At 68.2% G+C, this 16,707-nt stretch carries 14 protein-coding genes; 4 read left to right on the plus strand and 10 right to left on the minus strand.

Features of this window, described 5'->3' with window-relative positions:
* Window positions 1-99: 99 nt before the first annotated feature.
* The 3 genes from ACWDEX_RS04620 to ACWDEX_RS04630 form a co-directional block, all read right to left on the minus strand.
* A complete protein-coding gene (locus tag ACWDEX_RS04620; RefSeq protein ID WP_450461719.1) occupies window positions 100-1,920 on the minus strand; it encodes an ABC transporter family substrate-binding protein in 1,821 nt (606 codons plus the stop codon).
* Window positions 1,921-2,157: 237 nt separating this feature from the next.
* Window positions 2,158-3,201 (minus strand): NUDIX hydrolase, encoded by a 1,044-nt coding sequence (locus ACWDEX_RS04625; RefSeq protein ID WP_450461720.1) that lies wholly within the window; start codon window positions 3,199-3,201, stop codon window positions 2,158-2,160.
* 157 nt (window positions 3,202-3,358) lie between these two features.
* On the minus strand, window positions 3,359-3,553 hold the full coding sequence (locus ACWDEX_RS04630) for a hypothetical protein (RefSeq protein WP_450461722.1): 195 nt from the start codon (window positions 3,551-3,553) through the stop codon (window positions 3,359-3,361).
* Between the two features lie 630 nt (window positions 3,554-4,183).
* Between ACWDEX_RS04630 and ACWDEX_RS04635 the strand changes: the two genes are divergently transcribed.
* Window positions 4,184-4,594 carry an NUDIX hydrolase gene (locus ACWDEX_RS04635; RefSeq protein WP_450461723.1) on the plus strand — a complete coding sequence of 137 codons (411 nt, stop codon included), beginning with the start codon at window positions 4,184-4,186 and terminating at the stop codon, window positions 4,592-4,594.
* Between the two features lie 178 nt (window positions 4,595-4,772).
* Here the strand turns inward: ACWDEX_RS04635 and ACWDEX_RS04640 are convergent, their stop codons facing one another.
* The gene (locus tag ACWDEX_RS04640; protein ID WP_450461724.1) at window positions 4,773-5,222 is read right to left on the minus strand and encodes a carboxymuconolactone decarboxylase family protein; all 450 of its coding nucleotides are present in this window, start codon (window positions 5,220-5,222) and stop codon (window positions 4,773-4,775) included.
* 82 nt (window positions 5,223-5,304) lie between these two features.
* Between ACWDEX_RS04640 and ACWDEX_RS04645 the strand changes: the two genes are divergently transcribed.
* Window positions 5,305-6,183 carry a sigma-70 family RNA polymerase sigma factor gene (locus ACWDEX_RS04645; protein ID WP_450461725.1) on the plus strand — a complete coding sequence of 293 codons (879 nt, stop codon included), beginning with the start codon at window positions 5,305-5,307 and terminating at the stop codon, window positions 6,181-6,183.
* A 39-nt stretch (window positions 6,184-6,222) separates the two neighbouring features.
* Here ACWDEX_RS04645 and ACWDEX_RS04650 read toward each other — a convergent pair whose 3' ends face one another.
* From ACWDEX_RS04650 to ACWDEX_RS04660, 3 genes are read right to left on the minus strand one after another with little or no spacing between them, the layout of a single operon-like run.
* Window positions 6,223-7,146, minus strand: coding sequence for a carbohydrate ABC transporter permease (locus ACWDEX_RS04650; protein ID WP_450461726.1), 924 nt, complete (start codon window positions 7,144-7,146; stop codon window positions 6,223-6,225).
* Window positions 7,143-8,057: a carbohydrate ABC transporter permease gene (locus ACWDEX_RS04655; RefSeq protein ID WP_450461727.1), complete on the minus strand. Its 915-nt coding sequence runs from the start codon at window positions 8,055-8,057 to the stop codon at window positions 7,143-7,145. The genes ACWDEX_RS04650 and ACWDEX_RS04655 overlap by 4 nt, the downstream gene beginning before the upstream one ends.
* A gap of 19 nt (window positions 8,058-8,076) precedes the next feature.
* Window positions 8,077-9,345 (minus strand): ABC transporter substrate-binding protein, encoded by a 1,269-nt coding sequence (locus tag ACWDEX_RS04660; RefSeq protein ID WP_450461901.1) that lies wholly within the window; start codon window positions 9,343-9,345, stop codon window positions 8,077-8,079.
* A 303-nt stretch (window positions 9,346-9,648) separates the two neighbouring features.
* Here ACWDEX_RS04660 and ACWDEX_RS04665 point away from each other — a divergent pair, with 303 nt between their 5' ends.
* Window positions 9,649-11,634 carry an NPCBM/NEW2 domain-containing protein gene (locus ACWDEX_RS04665; RefSeq protein WP_450461728.1) on the plus strand — a complete coding sequence of 662 codons (1,986 nt, stop codon included), beginning with the start codon at window positions 9,649-9,651 and terminating at the stop codon, window positions 11,632-11,634.
* A gap of 154 nt (window positions 11,635-11,788) precedes the next feature.
* On the opposite strand, the gene ACWDEX_RS04670 is transcribed toward ACWDEX_RS04665, so the two are convergent.
* On the minus strand, window positions 11,789-12,748 hold the full coding sequence (locus ACWDEX_RS04670; protein WP_450461729.1) for an ROK family protein: 960 nt from the start codon (window positions 12,746-12,748) through the stop codon (window positions 11,789-11,791).
* A 203-nt stretch (window positions 12,749-12,951) separates the two neighbouring features.
* Here ACWDEX_RS04670 and ACWDEX_RS04675 point away from each other — a divergent pair, with 203 nt between their 5' ends.
* A complete protein-coding gene (locus tag ACWDEX_RS04675; RefSeq protein WP_450461730.1) occupies window positions 12,952-14,046 on the plus strand; it encodes a LacI family DNA-binding transcriptional regulator in 1,095 nt (364 codons plus the stop codon).
* 137 nt (window positions 14,047-14,183) lie between these two features.
* On the opposite strand, the gene ACWDEX_RS04680 is transcribed toward ACWDEX_RS04675, so the two are convergent.
* Together ACWDEX_RS04680 and ACWDEX_RS04685 are read right to left on the minus strand one after the other, a co-directional pair.
* Window positions 14,184-15,491 carry a DUF6986 family protein gene (locus ACWDEX_RS04680; protein ID WP_450461731.1) on the minus strand — a complete coding sequence of 436 codons (1,308 nt, stop codon included), beginning with the start codon at window positions 15,489-15,491 and terminating at the stop codon, window positions 14,184-14,186.
* A gap of 240 nt (window positions 15,492-15,731) precedes the next feature.
* On the minus strand, window positions 15,732-16,694 hold the full coding sequence (locus ACWDEX_RS04685; RefSeq protein ID WP_450461732.1) for an electron transfer flavoprotein subunit alpha/FixB family protein: 963 nt from the start codon (window positions 16,692-16,694) through the stop codon (window positions 15,732-15,734).
* Window positions 16,695-16,707: the final 13 nt, after the last annotated feature.

Genomic DNA, 16,707 nt, shown 5'->3' on the forward strand with positions numbered 1-16,707 from the left:
GAGGCCGTCCGGTGCGGGGTGCCATCCGGTGCGGCGGGTCCGGCCCCGGTGTCGCCGGGGCCGGACTCTTGCATCTGTGCGTGAGCTGAGCCGGGTCTGCTACTTCTTCAGGCCCCACTCGGCGACGTTGTACGGCGGGCCCACGTTCGTGGCGTTGTCCCGCATGTTCAGGAACCGTGTCTGCACCGCGAGGAATGTCGGCTTCTGGTACAGCGGCAGGACGTAGGCGTCCTTCACCATGAGCGCGTCCGCCTGGTTGAGGAGGGCTCCCGCCTTGGTGGGGTCGACCTCGCCGACGGCCTGCTTGATCAGCTTGTCGACCTCCTTGTTGCTGTAGCCGCCGTAGTTGCCTCCGCCTCCGGTGACCCAGTTCTGCTGCGCGTTGGCGCCCGGGAACGGGGAGCCGACCCATGCGAAGACGATGATGTCGTACTGGTGCGAGGTGAGGACCGTGCCGAGGTCGGCGGGAGGGATCGGTTTGATGGTGATCTTGATACCGAGGTTCCCGAGGCTGCTCTGCAGAATCTGGCACTCACTCTGCCGGATCTGGTTGCCCGCCGTGTAGCGGCAGTTGAACGGTCCGACGGCCTTGCCGTCCGGGGTCTTCAGCGCCGTCCCGACTCCGGTGAACTTGGCGTCGGTCAGGTACTGCTTGGCCTTGGCGAGATCTCCCGAGCCCTGCCCGGTGCCAGTGATGACGTCCTGGTAACCGGACTGCACGGGCACGTAGTTGTGGTTGCCGAGCTGCTTCACGTTCTGGTCGAACTGGCCGACCGTCTTGGACATGAGGTCCTTGACGCTGATGGCCGTGAATATCGCCTTCCGCAGCGCCAGGTTCTTGCCGAGCACGGCGTTGTGCAGGTTGAGGTCGAAGTGTTCCCAGGTCAGCCCCGCGCCGATGGTGTACGTGACGTTCGGGATGGCCTTGATCTGCTTGACCAGGTCCACCTCGGGCTGTGGGTAGATCCCCTGCACCTCGTTGTTGCGCAGGGCTGTCGGCTCCTGCGTGGCATCCGAGATCACCTTGAAGATGAGCCGCTGCAGGGTGGGCTTGTGCGCGCCCCACCACTTGGGGTCGGGGACGAACGTGGCGTGGTCGTTGTCCGTCCAGTCCTGCATCTTGTAGGGGCCGGCCGTCGTGTACTTGCTGGGCGGGTTCTTCAGGAAGTACTGCCAGCCCTGAGCCATCTGAGCGGCGGTCATGTGCGCGGCGTCACCGGCCTTGGCGCCGGAGATCTTCTCGGCGACGTGCGCCGGGTAGAGCGGATAGCCCGCTCCGAAGAACTGCTTCCAGTCGGCGAAGGGCTTGTCCATCACCACGGTGACGGTCTTGCCGCCGTCGGAGCCGGTGACCGACTTGATGCGGTCATAGCCGGCGGTGCTCTGCGGCAGACACCCCTTGGTCTGCGTGGAATCGCTGGCCGGAGGCGGCGGACAGTCCTTGCCGTTGTTGGTGCGCCAGTAGTAGACGAAGTCGTCGGCGGTGATCGGCGTGCCGTCGTTCCACGACGCCTTCGAGTTGATCTTGTAGACGAAGGTCTGCGGGCTGGCGCTCGTCTGGGTCGCCGAGGTCACCAGGTCGGTGTTGAGCTTGACACTGAAGTCGGGCTGAGGGACGTAGACCTGGGGCAGGACGACGATCATGGCCTCGCCGTTCTCGAACGTGTTGCCGTTCGAGTCCTGGACGAGCCACGCCTGGATGTTCTTCTCCATCGTGTACGTGAATGTTCCGCCGGACTTGGTGGCGCCGGCGTTGCAGGTGTTGGCCTTGCCCTGGGTGCTGCAGTTCGAAAGCCCGGCCGAGTTGCCCTTGGGGCCGTCCTCGTTGCCACCACCGCTGCTGTTGCAGGCGGTCAGAACCAGCGTGAGCCCGGCGGCCAGCGTAAGGCCCCGGATAAGGGCCGATGAGTGCGCGCGCATGTCCCTCCTTGGCCGGCGGTGAATCCGGCGTGTATGGGCGGCCGGCGGCCGCCAGAGAGATGAGCTGCGCTTTACCGTAAGGCGGTAGCGTTCCTTCGGAACTTTCCGATTCATACCGGGACAGCATCAATTCGGCTTTGCTTTCGACTCGGAACCACACATGCCAGGCAAAGTCAGCAGGTGACAGCCGAGTCAGACGCACCGTCAACCCCATGGAAGTCACGGGTTTCGGGCGGCTCAGCCGACCGGGACGCCTGACTCCAGATAGAGCACCGCGCCGCGTTCGCGGGCGCGCAGCGCCCAGCGGAGCCGTTCGTAGCGCACGGGCGGAAGGAGATCGGCCGCTTCCGCCTCCGTGACGAACCGCCAGTCGCGCAGCTCGGGACCGGGCAGCAGGATGCGGTCGGCTTCCGAGCTGTCGAGCCTGCCGCCGTCGAAGAGGAGGCGCAGTCCGCCGTATCTGGGCGGCGCGGGCGGCTCCCAGTCGGCCACGAGCAGGTGGGGGACTTCGTCGAGGACGATGCCGGTCTCCTCGGTGACCTCGCGCATGCCGGCACGGGCGGGAGCCTCGCCAGGTTCGACGACCCCGCCGGGGAACTCCCAGCCGGCCTTGTAGGTGGGGTCTACGAGCAGTACGCGGTCCTGCTCGTCGAAGAGGAGCACACCGGCGGCGAGGGTCTCGCCGGTCGGTTCCGGGGTCTGCACGATGTCGCAGACGGGCGCCTCGCCGATGCGTACCGCCTCGGCGATCCGCAAGGCGGTCTCGTACGGGGTAAGGGCGCTGGTGTCGACGGGGTACGCGTCCGCGGCAAGCCACGCGCCGAGGGCGGTGCGGTAGGTCTCGATGTGGTCGTACGACCACTGGCGGATCCGTATCTCCTCGTCGGGGAGGTCGGGTGGGACCTCCCGGTCGGCTGTGCGCTCGCGCAGGATCGTTTCGGCGGGGGCGAGGAGGACATGCCGTACGGGAATGCGCCGGGAGGCGAGGCCGCCGAAGATCTCGTCGCGGTACTCCTGGCGCAGCAGGGTCATCGGAATGACGAGGACGCCGCCGAGATCCGCGAGCATCGCGGCGGCGGCGTCGATCACGAGCCGTCGCCAGATCGGCAGGTCCTGGACGTCGCCTACCTCCGCGAGGCGTTTGGGTGGCAGCAGGTGCGTGAGCGCTCCGCCGATGACCTCGGGGTCGAAGAGCGCGCTGTTCGGGATCAGTTCGATCAGTTCCCGTGCGGTCGTGGTCTTCCCCGCACCGAACGCACCGTTGATCCAGACGACGGTCACGGTTCCCCCTCTTCTGTTGGCCCCCTGGGGCTTGCCCGCTCCACCCTGCCATGGAAACCCGGTACTGATGAGGGTGCGTCCGGACCCCCGCACGCGGCGGCGCCGGTGCCCCCGCCGTCGGGGGACACCGACGCCACGTTTTCGGAGCGGCCGCCCGTCAGCCGTTCTGCCCCAGTGCGCCGTCGTCAACGCTGACGCTGTCCTGGTTGATGGTGTGGTCGACGGTGCTGAGGGCGTCCTTGACGTTCAGATCGCCGAGCGTCCCGTGGTCGGCGGCGTGCGAGGGGCTGACGGCGGCCACGACGAATCCGGCGGCGAGGGAGGCGATGGCGAGCATGCTGCGTTTCTTCATGGCGTGTTCAACTGTCGACCGGTGCTGGGAGTCACGCACGGCGGGGACGTCGGTCGGCGTTCATCATGTCGAGCTGCGAGAGAGGCGGGCAGCCCGGGCGAGCGTCTCGACAAAGCGAAGGTCACGCGATGACGAGAAGGTCGTCAGTCTGAAGCGCAAGGTGTCGAATTCCGAGGAGGCCAACGTCAGTGTCCTTCCGTCGAGTTCGAGGGTCGTGAGCTGCGTGATGGGTATGCGGAGACTGTCCCGTCCTCGTCGGTGGATCACAACTGCCTGCCGATCGGCCTGCACCCATCCACCGGCAATGCGACGGCGGGGCGCGTTCCTCAACCTGCTGCTACGGCGAATACCCATCGGTTCCTTCCCGTAAGGCCGGCGCTGGGCTCCCGTACAGGCGCATGGTAAGAGCCTGGCGTGCATTGCCCGGACCACGAGCATTTGAGTGAACGGCTGCACCTGCCACCCACGCGTGCTGCTACTACTTCATACGCGCTGACGTACACGGCGAGGCGGTCAACGGGGATTCCACCTGCACGTCGCCGTGGCGTGGGCCCCGAAAGACGAGTTGACGCACTGCATCCCCACTGACCGCGTCTGACCGTCGGTCCTTGACGCCCTGGAGGCAATCGTATGGCCAAGACCATCACTGACAAGCCCGGCATCAGCGTCGCGATCACCGTGCAGGACGGGAAGGTGCTGATGGTCCGGCGCCGGATCGGCGAGAACGAACCGATGTGGCAGTTCCCGGCCGGCGCTGTCCAGGCCGGCGAGAGCGCGGCCGGGGCGGCGGTGCGGGAGACGCTCAAGGAGACCGGCCTCACCGTGAAGGCGACCCGGCTACTCGGCGAGCGCCTCCACCCGGAGGGCGGCTTCGCGCTGTCGTACACAGCCTGTGAGGTCATCGGAGGCGAGGCCCGCGTCTCGGACGACGCCGAACTCGACGCGGTCAGATGGGTCGCGTACGGCGAACTCGCCGAGTATGTGCCCTCTGGCCTGTTCGGGCCGGTACGGGAGTACCTGGACGAGGTGCTGCCGCACTGAGGTGCGTAGCGCGTCTGGCGCCACAGGACAGGGTGGTGACGTCCTCCCGCTGCGGTTCGGTGATGTTCCCTTCCCTGCCGGGTCGTCCGGCGCGTTGCCTCGGCGTCCGGGTCGGCAGGGCGTCATCCGTCGATGGTCGATGAGGTGCGGCCTCCGAGCGGATGACGCCCTGCCCGACTCACCAGGTCTTACCGGCCTGCTCCCTGATCGTGCGGTTGATCCGGTTGAAGAAGTTGGTCAATGCGATCTCCAGGATGATCGCGTTCAGTTGTTCGTCGGTGAAGTGGTCGGCGACGGCATCCCAGATCTCGTCGGTCACGCCCGGCGCGCCATCCTGGATTCGGGTGGCGGCCTCGGTCAGCTCGAGCGCCGCCCGCTCCTCATCGGTGTAGAAGGGCGTCTCGCGCCACGCGACCACGTTGTGCAGCCGCTCGTCGGTCTCACCGGCCTTCTTCGCCGACGCGATCGAGGCGAAAACGCACGGGCTGCAGCCGTTGATCTGGCTGGCTCGCAGGTGGACCAGCGACAGCAGGCGCGTGTCGACGCCACCGGCGTGAATCGCCTTGTTGAGCTGCTGGATCGCCGCAAACACCTCGGGGTTCGCCGAGCCCTTCACGCGTGCTTCCATGGCCCACACTCCTTCATCGGTTACCTGTGCCCTTCCGGGCTCGTCATCCCCATGACGGAGCGGATCCGAGGAAGGTAACAACATGTCCGACACCAACCCGACGGCCTCGACAGCCGAGGCGTTCGAGGCCCAGCGCGATCGACTGCGCGCGGTCGCCCACCGCATGCTCGGATCGCACGCCGACGCCGAGGACGTGGTCCAGGAGGCATGGCTGCGGCTCTCCCGCCAGGACACGGCGACCATCCACAACCTCGCCGGCTGGCTGACCACGGTGGTCGGACGGATCAGCCTCGACGTCCTGCGATCGCGGCAGGCCCACCCCGAGGCGTCCTACGACGACGGACTGCCCGAGCTTCTCGTGACGCTCGACGACAGCCCTGCGCCGGAGGACGATGTGGCGCTCACCGACTCGGTCGGGCTCGCGCTCCTCGTCGTCCTCGACTCGCTCCGGCCGAACGAACGGCTGGCATTCGTACTGCACGACCTGTTCGCGGTGCCGTTCGACGAGATCGGCCGGATCCTCGGCAAGTCCACCTCAGCCACCAAGATGCTCGCCAGCCGCGCCCGCAGAAAGGTGCAGGCGACCGAACGACCGACCAGCGAGGGGCGGAAGCGGCAAGAGGTGGTCCAGGCCTTCCTGGCGGCGACTCGCCACGGCGACTTCGAGGAGTTGCTGCGTGTGCTCGACCCCGAGGTGAGACTGACCGTCGACACTCCCGCAGGCGTGGTCGTCACCCTCGGCGCCACCAAGGTCTCCGCCGGCGCCCGGCTGGCCGCCGACGCGGCCACACGGGGGCGAGCGGCGCTCGTCAACGGCCTGCCGGGAGTCATTTCCTGGCGCGAGGACGGTTCCCCCCTCTCGGTTCTCGCGTTCACCGTCGTCGACGGCCGGATCACCGACATCACGGCCGTGGTCGACCCAGCCAAGCTCGCCCTGATGGACCTGCCGGATCCGGAGTGAGCCAGGGCCCTGGCAGCACTGCGAGCACTGCGGCGGGACCTACCCCTTCGTAGACCCCAGAGTGAGTCCCGCGATGAAGTGCCGCTGCAGGAGCAGGAAGACCAGGATCGTCGGCAGTGCCACCAGGATCGAGCCCGCGGCCAGCAGGTTGTAGTCGGTGAAGAACTGGCCCCTGAGGTTGTTGAGCGACGACGTGACGGGCAGTTTGTCAGGGTTGGAGATGAAGATCAGGGCCCACAGGAAGTCGTTGTAGATCCAGGCGAACTCAAGGGTGCCGAGGGCTGCCAGGGCCGGGCGGCACAGCGGAAGGGTGATACGCCAGAAGCGGGTCCACACGCTCGCGCCGTCGACGATCGCCGCCTCCAGGATCTCCTGGGGGAGCGTGCGCATGAAATTGGCCAGGACGAAGACGCAGAAGCCCAGCTGGAAGCCGACGTTGACGAGGATGACGGCCCAGTAGGAGTCGTACATCATCTGCGAGTCGGACATCCACCACGGCAGTGGGATCTTGTTGAACAGGACGTACAGCGGGGTCACGATGACCTGTTGGGGCAGCAGGTTGCCCGCCGTGAAGAACATCAGCAGGACCAGCCCGCCGCGCAGCTTCAGCCGCGAGACCACGAACGCCACGAAAGACGCGAGGAACAGGGTCACGAGCACCGCCGGGACGGCGATCAGCAGCGTGTTCACGAAGTACTTGCCCATGCCGGACTCGGTGTAGGCCCGGCGGTAGTAGTCGAGGGACAGATGGTGGGGCCAGGAGAAGTAGCCGTACCGGGCGGTGTCCTCGTAGGGCCGCAGGGAGGCGTAGACGGCCAGCAGGAGGGGGGCGAGGAACGCCAGGGACACAGCCGTCAGGAAGATGTGAACACCCCAACGGCCTTTGCGCGGCGCAGACTTCGAGACGGTGACGGGTGCCGTGGCCGGACGGGGCGGCGTGCCGGTGCGGATGTCGGCGCTCATCGCTCGCGCGCACCTCGCAGCTCTTGGACCAGGAACGTCACGATGAACCCCAGGGAGACGAGGAGAAGGATGACCGCGATGGCGGACCCGAATCCGATGCGGCTGGCCTCGCCGATGATGTTGTCGGTGATGAGCACGGACAGGAGTTCCAGGCCGTTGCGGCCCTTGTTGACCGCGTAGACGATGTCGAAGGCCCGCAGCGCCTCGATGACCGTGATCACGCCGACGATCACGTTGACCGGGCGCAGGGTGGGGAACACCACGCGGAAGAACGTCTGACGGGCGTTCGCCCCGTCGATCGCCGCCGCCTCCTTCAGGGCCGGGTCGACGGACTTGAGGCCGGCCAGATAGAGGATCATCACGTACCCGGTGTGCCGCCAGCTCGCCGCGATCATCATCATCCAGATGTTGAGGTCGGAGTCGCCGAGCCAGTCGATCGGGTTGTCCCGCTGGTCGAGGATCGTGTTGACCACCCCCTGGTCAGTGCCCAGGACCAGTTGGGCGATGAAGCCGACGACGGCGAGCGACAGCACGACCGGCAGATAGATCGTCGACTGGTAGAAGCGGCTGAAACGGACGCCCCGGTCGATGAGCACCGCCAGAAGCAGCCCGAAGGGGGTCGCGACCAAGCCGAGGAAGAACAGCCACAGCACATTGTGGCGGGCGGCCGGCCAGAACGGCGGGTAGTTCGTGAAGAGGTTCTTGTAGTTGTCAGTGCCGACCCAGTGGATGTCACCGAGGCCGTCCCAGGCGGTGAAAGAGAGCGCGATGGAGGCCAGGGTCGGACCCCACACGATGACGAGGTCCAGCAGGACGGGAATGCCGAGAAGCAGGCCGAGGACGACGAGGTCGCGGCGGGTGAACCGCCGCAGCCGTCGCCGCCCGGCGCGCCTAGGGAAGGTGAGCGCCACGGAACGTATCTCCCAGTGATCAGCCGACGGCCTGCGAGAAGATCGTCTTCTTCTGCCGTTCGATCTTGTTGCACAGGCCGTCGACGTCCTTCGGATTCCCGATGAAATCCTGGATCGCCTGGATCATCACCGTGGAGGCGAAGTCGGGGCGGGTGTCACGGTCCAGGAACTGCGAGATCTGTTTGGCGCCTGCGACCAGTTGGGCGGACTTCTTCTGCAGGGCGCTGTACTTGGAGGTGTCGGCTCCGGAGTTCACCGCCACGTTGTTGGGGTCGTACTGGAGGTAGACGTCCTCGGCCTTGGGCTTTCCGAGCCACTTCAGCAGGTCCTTGGCACCGGACATGTTCTTCGACTTCCTGGCGATCAGGAATCCGTCGATGGGCGCCTCGACGGCGTCCTGTCCGTACTGCGGGTCGATCTCGGGAAAGGCGAAGAAGTCGATGTCATCCCGCTCGTTCTCCGGGAACTGGCTGCCCGGATGTGGCATACCGAGGACGGCCATTCCCGTCCTGCGCTGCTGGAGGCTCTGCCCGGCCTCCTCCCAGGTACGACCGAGGGCACCTTTTTGGTAGTACGGCATGAGTTCGCGCCAGGTGTCGAAGACCTTCTTCACCTTCGGATCGGTCCACGACTCCTTTCCCGCCATCAGGGACTTGTGGAAGTCGTATCCGTTCAGCCGCATGTTGATGTAGTCGAAGGTGCCCATGGCCGGCCAGCCGTCCTTGTCGCAGAAGGCGACCGGAGTCCCGTCCTTGGACATCTGCTTCGCCAGGGTGATGAACTGGTCCCAGGTCTTGGGCTGTTGGTAACCCTTGTCGGCGAAGAAGCTCTTGCGGTGGAAGACGGCCCACGGATAGTAGTAGTACGGCACGAAGTACTGCTTGCCCGCGTGCGTGGACTGGTCCTTGAGGGCGTCGGAGAATCCGCTGAACCCCTGCCACACGTCACTGATGTCGGCAAGCAGCCCCTTTTCGGCGAAGTACTGCATGCGGTATCCGGCGAACCACATGAAGACGTCGTCAGGCGTGCCCTGCAGATAGCGGTTGATGTTCTCCTGGAAGTCGTTGTGATCCTTGGTGTTGATCTTGACCTTTTTGCCGGATTCCTTCTCGTACGCGGCGAAGGCGGCCGCGAAGGCTTTCTTGGGGACCGCATCCGACGCGTTGGACCCCAGGGTGACTTCGTTCTTGTTCCCGCCCGGTCCGCCGCCGCAGGCGGTCAGCAGGGCCGGCAGTGTGACCGCGCCGGCGCCGACGGCCGCACCGCGCAGGAGAGACCGCCGGGACATCCGATGTCCGGTAACGCCCCCGACCGCACCGAGCCCCTTCAACGATGACTGCGTCATGTCCCCCTCCTCGGGGTGTCATTCAACACAACCGAACGCAAGGCTTGGATCTCACCCCCCATATCAGGGCGCAGTCAAGGGTTCTGACGAGACATCGATCAACTGTTACCACTTCTCTTCCAACACAGTTCAACACGGTCTACCGTAAACGCGCACGTTGATGCGAGCATCAACTCATCCCATCTTTCGCGAGTATGGAGGAACGTAACGATGCGTCACCTTCTCACCCGCACAACCCGTCGAAGAATGGTCGGAGCGCTCACCGCAGGGCTGTTGTGTACGGCCGGTCTCGCCGCGCCGGCCCTGGCCGCACCGGATGCGGCCCCGGCCACGCCCAGGGGCGCCGACGAGCTCGCCCTCACCCCACCGATGGGCTTCAACAACTGGAACTCCACGCACTGCAGGGCGGAGTTCGACGAGTCGATGGTCAAGGGGATCGCGGACCTCTTCGTGGAGAAAGGCCTCAAGGACGCCGGGTACCAGTACGTCAACCTCGACGACTGCTGGGCCCTGCCCTCGCGGAACGCGGACGGCAAGCTCGTGCCCGACCCGGCGCGCTTCCCGAACGGGATCAAGGCAGTTGCGGACTACGTCCACTCCAAGGGACTCAAGCTCGGCATCTACACCAGCGCGGGCACGAAGACATGCAACCCCGCCGGGTTCCCGGGTGCGCTCGGCCACGAGTACAGCGACGCACGGCAGTTCGCCGACTGGGGCGTGGACTACCTCAAGTACGACAACTGCAACAACCAGGGTGTGGACGCCAAGCTGCGGTACACGACGATGCGTGACGCCCTGAAGGCGACCGGCCGCCCCATCGTCTACAGCATCTGCGAATGGGGCGCGAACAAGCCCTGGGAATGGGCGTCGGACCTCGGACAGCTGTGGCGCACCACGGGCGACATCAGCGACGACTGGGGCTCGATGCTGTCGATCCTCAAACAGAATCTTCCGCTCGCGCCGTACGCGGGTCCCGGGCACTGGAACGACCCCGACATGCTGGAGGTCGGCAACGGGGGCATGACCGACACGGAGTACCGCACGCACTTCTCCATGTGGTCGGTGATGGCCGCGCCGCTGCTCATCGGCTCCGATCTGCGCACGGCCTCCCCGGCGACGTTCGACATCCTGGGCAACAAGGAGGTCATCGCCGTCGACCAGGACCCGCTGGGCAAGCAGGGCACGGTGGTGTCGTCCGAGGGCGGACGCTGGGTGGTCGCCAAGGAGATGGCGGACGGCAGCCGTGCCGTGGCCCTCTTCAACGAGACGAACAGCGCACAGCGGATCACCACGACGGCCCCGGCTGTCGGTCTGCCACAGGCGAGCGCGTACACGCTGCGCGACCTGTGGCGGCACACGAGCTTCAACACCGCGGGCAAGATCTCGGCGACGGTGCCCGCGCACGGCACGGTCCTCGTCCGCGTCACAGCCGACCGACAGTGGGACGACCATGCACCCGCCGTCGAACTCGGCCTGGACGGCAACCCGTTGATCCAGTCAGGCACAACGGCGGCCTTTACCTCGACGGTCACGGACCTCGGCCGCACTCCGGCCGAGCAGGTGTCCGTGTCCCTGACCGGGCCCGCCGGGTGGACGGTGAAGCCGACGTCCTCGACAACCGCAGGCGCGCTGCCGACGGGACACACACTGCGTACCTCGTGGCGGGTGACCGCGCCTGAGGGCACGGCGACCGGATCGTACGACCTGACACTGAAGGCGGCCTACCGGTCGCCGACCGGGGTGCGGGCCACGAGCACGGTGCCGATCACGGCGACGGTGGTCGTTCCGCCGCCCTCCGGAGTCTCGTTCCTCGGCGACCTGCCGTGGCTCTCGACCGTGAACGGATACGGTCCCGTCGAGCGCAACACCAGCAACGGGGAGAGCGCCGCGGGCGACGGTCATCCGATCACCATCGGCGGGGTCGTGTACGCCAAGGGACTCGGCGTGCACGCCGAGAGCGATGTCGCGTACTACACGGGCGGGGCGTGCGAGAAGGTCTCGGCGGACGTCGGCGTGGACGACGAGAAGGGCGGCAGGGGCACGGTCGCCTTCGAGATCTGGGCGGACGGCACGAAGGTCGCCTCCACCGGGGTGATGACCAACGCGATGCCCGCGCAGTCGCTCACCGCCGATGTGGCCGGTGCCCAGACGGTCCACCTCGTCGTCACCGACGGCGGCGACGGGATCGACTCCGACCACGCGGACTGGGCGGATGCGAAACTGACGTGCTGAGCGCGCCCCTCGACGACGGGGCACGCCCGGCGCGACACCTCGCGCCCGGCGTGCCCGGTCACGGCACCTGAGACGCGTCACGGCGGGCCGGTGTGCCGCGGGCCGTCGTCCGTCGACGACCTGCGGCGCAGCGGTCACGTCAGCGGGAGCGGTGTCACACCCCGGTCGCGTTCGTCTTCTGCGTGAGCGTCGTGGTGAGAGCGGCCGCCGCCGCGCCGACCAGGCCCGCGTCCGTACCCATCAGCGCGGGCGCGACGGTCAGGCGCTGGACGAAGGACAGCGTGGCGTACTCGGCCAGGGCCTTGCGCAGCGGCCTGAACAGAACGTCGCCGGCCTTGCCCACTCCCCCGCCGATGACCGCGATGTCGATCTCGACGAGTGTCGCCGTCGCCGCGATGCCGGCGGCCAGCGCCTGCGCGGCCCGCTCGAAGGCGGCCACCGCCACCGGGTCGCCGGCACGGGCCGCGGCGGCCACCGCCACAGCCGAGGTGTCGCCGTCAGGACCCGGCTGCCAGCCGCCCTCCACGGCACGGCGGGCGATGTTCGGCCCGCTCGCGATGCGCTCCACACAGCCACGCGAGCCGCACGGACACGGTTCACCGTCCAGGTCGACGCTGATGTGCCCGATGTGGCCCGCGTTGCCGGTCGGGCCGGGATGCAGTCGCCCACCCAGCACCAGACCGCCGCCGACGCCCGTCGACACCACCATGCACAGCGCGTTGTCATGGCCGCGGGCCGCGCCCTGCCAGTGTTCAGCGGCCGTGATGGCCACGCCGTCGCCGATCAGCTCGACCGGCAGGCCGTCCGTCGCGGCCCGGACCCGCTCGACCAGCGGGTACTCCCGCCAGCCCGGTATGTTGACCGGGCTCACCGAGCCCGCGGAGGCGTCCACCGGACCAGCGCTGCCGATGCCGACGGCACGCGCCCGGCCCCAGTGCGGGGAGACCGCCAGCTCTCGTATCACGTCCACCACGGCGCCCATCACGGTGTCGCCGTCCTCCCGCGCGGGCGTCGCACGCTGGGCACGCAGCAGGATCCGGCCGTGGCCGTCCACCAGCGCTCCGGCGATCTTGGTGCCGCCGATGTCGAGCGCGACCACGAGGTCGGTGTGCATCAGTGTCAGGTCTCCCAATGCTTGGGTCGTAGCGGCCCCGACGTACGGCGGTCGCCGCCGCGGGGTTCGGGTCTCCGGACGGGAACGGACAGGAGGCGCCCCTGGGGGAAGGCGCGGGCCGGAGATCGCGGAGGACAGTTTCTCCCGTCTATGACAACGTTGTCCAGGCTCTATGCTCGACGCCACACAGCTCATACGACTCCATGGACCGACGCACTCCCGTGGACGACAGGACAGGACAGCGCATCGTGCCCGAGACCGCCCGGCGAGCCGACCACCTCTCCGGAACCCGCTATGGCAACCGTCCGACCATGAAGGACGTGGCAGCGCGTGCCGGCGTCGGGCTGAAGACCGTCTCGCGCGTGGTCAATGGCGAGCGCGGGGTCACCCCGGACACCGAGCGCCGGGTGCAGGAGGCCATCGAGGCCCTGGGTTTCCGCCGCAATGACAGCGCGCGAGTGCTGCGCAAGGGTCGTACCGCGAGCGTCGGCCTGGTTCTGGAGGATCTCGCGGACCCGTTCTACGGGCCGCTGAGCCGCGCGGTCGAGGAGGTTGCCCGGGCCCATGGCGCCCTGCTGATCAACGGCTCCAGCGCGGAGGACCCGGAGCGCGAGCAGGAACTGGTGCTGGCGCTGTGCGCGCGCCGCGTGGACGGGCTGGTCGTCATCCCGGCCGGTGACGACCATCGTTATCTGGAGCCCGAGATCAGGGCGGGTGTCGCCACGGTGTTCGTGGACCGCCCGGCCGGGAAGATCGACGCCGACGTGGTGCTGTCCGACAGCTTCGGCGGTGCCCGCGACGGGGTCGCCCACCTCATCGCGCACGGCCACCGCCGGATCGGCTTCATCGGAGACATGCCGCGCATCCACACCGCGGCCGAGCGGCTGCGCGGCTACCGGACAGCCATGAGGGAGGCGGGCATACCCGTCGAGGACTCCTGGATGTCTCTCGGGGCCACCGACCCCGAGCGGGTGCGGCGGACCGCCGAGGAGATGCTGGCAGGCCCTACCCCCGTGACAGCGATCTTCGCAGGCAACAACCGCGTGACGGTCACCGTCGTCCGGGTCCTCGCCGGGCGCGGCCGTCCCGTCGCCCTCGTCGGCTTCGACGACATCGAGCTGGCCGACCTGCTCAACCCCGGTGTCACGGTGGTCGCCCAGGATGCCGCCGCCCTCGGCCGCACGGCCGCCGAGCGTCTCTTCGGCCAGCTCGACGGCACGCTCCTCACCCCGGAGCGCATCGAGCTACCGACGCGGCTGATCACCCGGGGATCGGGAGAGCTACGCCCGGCCGACTGAACGGCGGCGATCCGCGCCCGGTCGTGCCCTCTATGAGGACGACTGTCCGTTCCCTACCATGACCGCGCACCGTTCCTGTGGCGCCGTGGGGATGACCTCCAGGCCGCGGGGTAACTCTGACGGCGTGGCGGCTGCGACTACTTGGCCGCGATGGTCAGGTCGCCGCGCCGTGGTCCGGCGAAGCCTTCCAGCTCGGCCCGGGTCAGTCCGGTCGCCGTCGCGACCTCGGCATCGTCGAGGGCTCCGCAGTCAAGGCCCCGCAGCAGATAGCCGCTCAGTGCCTTGGCGGTCGCCGGTTCGTCCATGACGTCGCCACCGACGCGGCCCACGTAGCGGGCGAGGCGGGCCGCGGCCTGTTCGAACCCTTCGCGGTAGAACGCGAAGACGGCCGCGTACCGGGTCGGGAGGTGGCCGGGGTGCATGTCCCAGCCCTGGTAGTAGGCACGGGCCAGCGCCCGGCGGGTGAGCCCGTAGTGCAGCCGCCAGGCGTCATGGACCTTCTCCCTCGGGCCGACCGGCAGGACGTTCGTGGATCCGTCACTCACGCGCACCCCGGTGCCGGCCGCCGCGACCTGCATGATCGCCTTCGCGTGGTCGGCGGCCGGATGGTCGCTGGCCTGGTGGGCGGCGGACACGCCGAGGCAGGCGCTGTAGTCGAAGGTGCCGTAGTGGAGTCCGGTGATGCGGCCCTCGGCGGCCCTGATCATCCGGGCGACGGTCGCGGTGCCGTCGGCGGCGAGGACGGCCTGGCTGGTCTCGATCTGGATCTCGAACCCGAGCCGCCCCGGTTCGAGTCCGCGCGCCTTCTCGAACTCCCCGAGCAGCCGTGCCATGGCCGTGACCTGCTCGGCGTACGTCACCTTCGGCAAGGTGAGCATGAGCCCGTCCGGGAGACCACCCGCCTCCATCAGACCCGTCAGGAAGACGTCGAGCGTGCGGATGCCCCGCTGCCGTACCGGCGCCTCCAGGCACTTCATGCGGATGCCCATGTACGCGGCGGCCGTTCCTCCTCCGGCGTGGGCCTCCGCGATCAACCGGGCCGCCCGGGCGGCGGCTTCGTCCTCCTCGGCGTCCGGGCGCGATCCGTAGCCGTCCTCGAAATCGACCCGCAGGTCTTCGATCGGCTCGCGCGCCAGCTTCGCCCGCACGCGTTCGTACACGGGCCCGGCGAGGCCGTCCCCGAGACCGAGGACTGCGGCGAACGAGGTGGCGTCCGGGGCGTGTTCGTCGAGGGCGGCGAGGGCCTGGTCGCCCCAGGAGCGGATGGTGTCGGCTGCGAAGACATCGCCGGGGACATAGACCGTGTGGACGGGCTGTCGTGTGCCGGGGTCGCCGGGATAGTGGCGTTCCAACTCGGCGTCGACCGGGGCGAGGGAGGCACTGATCTCCTCGCTGACGGCGCCCGCGAGACTCGTCGCCACCCTCTCCTGCTGGCCCTGGCCCATCCCACAGCCTCCCTTTTCCGCTTCACGGAATCAACAATCCGTTGAGCGAAGCTAACCGTGGGCTTCGACGCAGGTCAACACCTTCGCACGGGGCTCACGAGCGGCAGCCGCAACGAGCCCGCGAACGGACCTGGGCGGCGCCCGCGTCCGTAAGGTCACCCGGGTCCGCCGCCTTGGCGACGAGCGAAGGCCCCCGCGACCGCGTCGGCGGTCACGAGGGCCTCCTACCTACGAAGTGGCTCAGCCCTTGCGGGCCTTGACCTCTTCGGTCAGCTGCGGGACGACCTCGAACAGGTCACCCACGACGCCGTAGTCGACCAGGTCGAAGATCGGCGCCTCGGCGTCCTTGTTGATCGCCACGATCGTCTTCGAGGTCTGCATACCGGCCCGGTGCTGGATCGCACCCGAAATACCGGACGCGATGTACAGCTGCGGCGACACGCTCTTACCGGTCTGGCCGACCTGGTTGGTGTGCGGGTACCAGCCCGCGTCCACCGCCGCACGCGACGCGCCCACCGCCGCGCCCAGGGAGTCGGCGAGCGCCTCGATGATCGCGAAGTTCTCCGCGCCGTTCACGCCACGGCCACCGGAAACCACGATCGCGGCCTCGGTCAGCTCCGGACGGCCCGTCGACTCACGCGGCGTACGAGCGGTGACCTTCGTGCCGGTGGCCTGGGCGGAGAAGGAAACCGCCAGGGCCTCGACCGCACCGGCGGCCGGGGCGGCCTCCACCGCGGCGGAGTTCGGCTTGACCGTGATGACCGGGGTGCCCTTGGACACGCGGGACTTGGTGGTGAACGAAGCGGCGAACACCGACTGGCTGGCCACCGGACCCTCGTCGCCGGCCTCCAGGTCGACGGCGTCGGTGATGATGCCCGAGCCGATGCGCAGCGCCAGACGAGCCGCGATCTCCTTGCCCTCGGCGGAGGACGGGACGAGGACGGCGGCCGGGGAGACGGCCGCGTAGGCGGCCTGCAGCGCGTCGACCTTCGGTACGACCAGGTACTCGGCGTACTCCGAGGCGTCGTGGGTCAGGACCCGCGTCGCACCGTGCTCGGCCAGCGTGGACGCGGTGTTCTCCGCGCCCGCGCCGAGGGCGACGGCGACCGGCTCACCGATGCGGCGGGCCAGGGTCAGCAGCTCCAGGGTGGGCTTGCGGACGGCACCGTCCACGTGGTCGACGTAGACGAGAACTTCAGCCATGGGAATGGATCTC

The sequence above is a fragment of the Streptomyces sp. NPDC001020 genome, assembly GCF_053599115.1.